Here is a 4,327-nt window from a genome sequence, read left to right on the forward strand (position 1 = left end):
TAGTTAGCTGGCAAAAAGCGTATTTCATATAATGGTTTCGCAATTCAATTTGCATTGACTTAAAATAGGTATCAACTATAAAACAGATAGTTGTGTGAATATATCATCCCGTTCTTATTTTCCTAATGGCTAGTGACTTTTGAATAAAACTCGGTTGGCAGAACAGCTTTTGAATGCTGTGCAGAGTGAGCTGGCGACAATGCTCGGTGCTGTTGATCAGGCGCGGGACAATGCTGTTCATGAGCAAAGTAAACCGGAAAATCAATATGACACCTTAGCTTTAGAGGCGGCTTATTTAGCGCATGGACAATCAGTACGCGCCGCTGAGTTGCAACGTCAAATTGCAGTTTTGAAACACTTTGAGATAGTAGACTATAGGTGTGACTCTGCCATAGTCGTAGGTGCGGTTGTGCAGTTATGTGATCATACTAAGCAGTTGCCTAAGTGGTTATGGATTGTGCCTGTTGCTGGTGGTGTTGACCTGCAATCTGAAGAGGTAAACATTACGACTATAACGCCTGATGCTCCTTTGGGGAGTAAAATTTTAGGATATTATGAAGGTGACGAAATATTGTTTCGCTTAGGTGGCAATGAGAAATGCTTTGAAGTTGTCTCAGTTATTTGAAATTTATAAGGTATTGGGTATTTTATGAAGTTTAGAGTTATTCCGGTTACTGCTTTTCAGCAAAATTGCACGTTATGTTGGTGTGAAGAAACTAAACAAGCCGCAGTTATCGACCCAGGCGGAGATGTCGCAAAAATAGAAGCGGCTATTAAAGAAGAAGGTTTGGTTCTAGAGAAAATTTTATTAACGCATGCGCATATTGATCATGCTGGTGGTACTGCAGAGCTAAAAGCGCTGCACCAAGTACCTATCGAAGGGCCTCATAAGGGAGACTTATACTGGATTGAAGGATTGGATAAGCAAAGTGCTATGTTTGGTTTTCCTAAAGTAGATGGCTTTATGCCGGATCGTTGGCTTGAAGATGGTGATCAGGTAAGTGTAGGGAATCAGATTTTTCAGGTGTTGCATTGTCCAGGCCATACTCCGGGGCATGTAGTTTTCTTCGATAAGCTAGCAGGCATCGCTCAAGTTGGCGATGTTATTTTTCAGGGCTCTATTGGGCGTACTGACTTCCCAGGCGGAGATCACCCGCAGTTGATCGACTCTATTCGTAACAAGTTGTTCGCTTTGGGTGATGATATAGAATTTATACCCGGTCACGGGCCTTCATCTACATTGGGACATGAAAAGCAAACCAACCCTTTTGTATCTGATCATCGGGGCTGATTTGCGTCGCCTACTTATTTATGTAGCAAGGTGGTTATATCAAAAATATTCTGGTCGAGAGTTTTCTTTTCTGAGATCACTCTACGTAACGGAATATCGATGACAGCGCCTTGCCGTATTCCCACCATTATGTCGTTATAGCCCGCTAATAAAAACTGCACTGCTGAGGCTCCCAGGCATGAGGCAAGCATTCGGTCGTGCCCTGACGGACTTCCCCCGCGTTGAATGTGTCCAAGAATGCAAATTTTAGGGTCTTGCCCTTGCTCTTCTAATTGGTAGGCTATTCTTGAAGTCAGGCCCGGGTCTTTACCTTCTGCAATAACGATAATACCACTGGAGCCTTGCCCGGATGCCCGTTGTTCAGCAAGGGCGACGCAGAGATCGTGCAAGTCAAACTCATATTCAGGTACAACTACAAGTTCAGCGCCGCAGGCAATACCGACTTGTGTTGCTATGAAACCTGAGTTTCTCCCCATCACTTCAACTAGAAAGAGTCGCTCATGAGAGAGCGCGGTGTCACGAATCTTATCAATAGCCTCTAAGGCTGTATTTACAGCGGTATCAAAACCGATGGTGTCATCAGAGCCGGGAATATCATTATCAATAGTACCGGGTAGGCCGATAACAGGAATGCCTGATTCTTCTGTTAACAAGTGCGCGCCTGTCATCGATCCATCACCGCCAATAACAATCAGTGCTTCAATGCCTTTGTCGTGCAATATTCTGGCTGCTTTAGCACGGATGGCAGGGTCTTTGAATTCAAGGCAGCGAGCACTTTTTAGCATAGTGCCACCGCGCTGCACTATGTTAGTAACAGAGCGAGAGCTTAGTTTCTGGATGTCTCCGGCAATTAAGCCGCTATAACCTCGTTGAATGCCATATACGTTTTCAATGCCGCTATTAAGAGCCGCACGAACGATGCCGCGAATGGCGGGGTTCATTCCTGGGGAGTCGCCACCACTGGTGAGTAAGGCAATGGACTTATACGGTTTGATTGGCTTTAAATGAGGTAGTGTAAACATGGCATATCCTATTGTGATATCAACATATTATAGACAGTAGTATGTATCGTGAAGTTTCTGATATTCAAGTAAATAAGCTAATGTAATGAAGAAATAAGAGGGAGAGGCATATGAGTAAGGAAGTGCCTGAGCGTATTGCCAGGGAAGTGCTTAAGCACTTTGTGGCTTATCGTGCTCTCTTTAAAGCAATTACTGATACGGCCCAATATCGCTTTGAGCAAGAGCTATGGTTAGAAATACAGCAGGCCGCATCATACCGAATTGACCTCTATGAGCAGCAGCTGCAGAAAGCTGTAGATAGTATTGCCTGCATTATAGGCAGTGATGTTTACGAAAAACCTTTATGGAAAGAAATAAAAGCTAGTTACACCGGGTTGTTATATCAGCGTGATGATTCTGAGTTGGCGGAAACCTTCTATAATTCTATCTATTGTAAGGTATTTAAACATCGGCAATTAACAGATGAATATATGTTTGTCCGCTCCTCGATGGCTGTGCGCACAGTGTCATCCGGTAATGCCATTTACCGATCTTACAGCATAGAGCAAGGGCTGGTGGCTTTAATAGGGAGGGTGCTGGATGATTGCGGGTTTAATTTGCCCTGGGAGAATAAAAAACGAGATATTGTGAATCTGGTGCGATATATCCAGCAGCATATGCCTTTAGGGTTTGATATCAGTTGTATGGTTAATGTTGATGTGATCCGAAGTGTTTTTTATAGAAACAAAGGAGCATACATCGTCGGGCGAATTAGCTATAGAGGTGGTGATATTCCTTTTGTTATTCCCGTATTGAATAATAATCAGTATGTATATGTAGATACGGCCATAAGTGATCAGGATCAAGTCTCGATAATTTTTAGTTTTACGCGGGCTTATTTCATGGTGAGTGTTGATGCTCCTTCAAATTTTGTTGATTTTTTGCACTCTTTGATACCCTCAAAATCAATAGGTGAGCTTTATACCTCAATAGGTTTTTATAAGCAGGGTAAGGCTGAGTTTGTTCGTGACTTTATAGGCCATCTTAGCCACTCAAAAGATATGTTCATCATTGCTCCTGGTGTCAAAGGGATGGTCATGACGGTTTTTACACTCCAGTCATACCCGGTAGTGTTTAAAATTATCAAAGATAAATTTTCTTCATCTAAACGTGTGACTAAATCAATGGTCCATGAAAGGTATCAGTTAGTAAAGCGCCATGACCGTGTGGGACGAATGGCAGATACGCAAGAATTCTCAAACTTAATACTTCCTCGTGAGCGTATTAGTGATGCGCTGCTAGAAGAGTTGCAGGAAGTAGCTCCGTCTTCGTTAGTGGTTGAAGAAAAGACAGTAACGATTAAGCATTTGTGGACGGAGCGTCGAATGACGCCATTAAATATCTACTTAGATAAAGCACTCGATAATGATGACAGTAGCGTAATTTTTCATGCCATTAATGAATATGGAAAAGCTATTAAGCAATTGGCGGCAGCAAACATCTTTGCTGGTGATATGTTGTTTAAGAACTTCGGTGTAACCAGACACAAAAGAGTAGTGTTTTATGATTATGATGAAATCATGTATTTAACAGAGTGTAATTTTCGAGAAATACCATCTGCAATGTATCTTGAACAAGAAATGGCTGCTGAGCCATGGTATTCAGTAGCGCCAAATGATGTGTTTCCAGAAGAGTTTACAGCTCTTACAGCTTGTAATGTGAAGGTACGTAGGATTTTTAATGAGCTTCATGGGGACCTATTGGGCGTAGAGTTCTGGCAAAAAATGCAGAAACAGGTGGGCTCGGGCGAGGTTGTTGATATATTTCCATATCGTCAGATGCAACGGTTCACTCATTAAATAATGCCCATGTGGTTTTGGATGCTATCAAATAGAGCTTGTTTTGATAAATAAATAACTTTTTCTAATAAGGGGTGTTGACTCTTTGTGGGGTGTCTGTAGAATGCGCACCTCTTCCCAAGGAAGCTACCAAAAAGGGTAGCGGAGATGAGAAGATATCGGTCAATAAGGTCTTG

At 42.4% G+C, this 4,327-nt stretch carries 4 protein-coding genes; 3 read left to right on the forward strand and 1 reads right to left on the reverse strand.

The genetic code is table 11. From position 1 onward, the window contains the following. Nucleotides 1-139 precede the first annotated feature (139 nt). Together QZZ55_RS14565 and QZZ55_RS14570 are read left to right on the forward strand one after the other, a co-directional pair. Entirely contained in the window at nucleotides 140-625 is a 486-nt protein-coding gene (locus QZZ55_RS14565; protein ID WP_293268085.1) for a hypothetical protein, read from the forward strand. Nucleotides 626-649: 24 nt separating this feature from the next. Continuing rightward, complete coding sequence (locus QZZ55_RS14570) at nucleotides 650-1,291, forward strand: MBL fold metallo-hydrolase (RefSeq protein ID WP_293268086.1); 642 nt, start codon at nucleotides 650-652, stop codon at nucleotides 1,289-1,291. 14 nt (nucleotides 1,292-1,305) lie between these two features. Here the strand turns inward: QZZ55_RS14570 and pfkA are convergent, their stop codons facing one another. Beyond that, entirely contained in the window at nucleotides 1,306-2,313 is a 1,008-nt protein-coding gene (gene pfkA / locus QZZ55_RS14575; RefSeq protein WP_293268088.1) for a 6-phosphofructokinase, read from the reverse strand. A gap of 110 nt (nucleotides 2,314-2,423) precedes the next feature. Here pfkA and aceK point away from each other — a divergent pair, with 110 nt between their 5' ends. Then, entirely contained in the window at nucleotides 2,424-4,151 is a 1,728-nt protein-coding gene (gene aceK / locus QZZ55_RS14580; protein WP_293268089.1) for a bifunctional isocitrate dehydrogenase kinase/phosphatase, read from the forward strand. Nucleotides 4,152-4,327 lie beyond the last annotated feature (176 nt).

Origin of the sequence: Neptunomonas sp. (assembly GCF_016744175.1) — a bacterium.
Taxonomy (GTDB): Bacteria; Pseudomonadota; Gammaproteobacteria; order Pseudomonadales; family Balneatricaceae; genus Neptunomonas.

Excerpts from the sequence above, each read along its gene's own strand:
- QZZ55_RS14570 (WP_293268086.1), top strand. The coding sequence starts at position 650 with ATGAAGTTTAGAGTTATTCCGGTTACTGCTTTTCAGCAAAATTGCACG.
- pfkA (WP_293268088.1), bottom strand. The coding sequence starts at position 2,313 with ATGTTTACACTACCTCATTTAAAGCCAATCAAACCGTATAAGTCCATT.
- aceK (WP_293268089.1), top strand. The coding sequence starts at position 2,424 with ATGAGTAAGGAAGTGCCTGAGCGTATTGCCAGGGAAGTGCTTAAGCAC.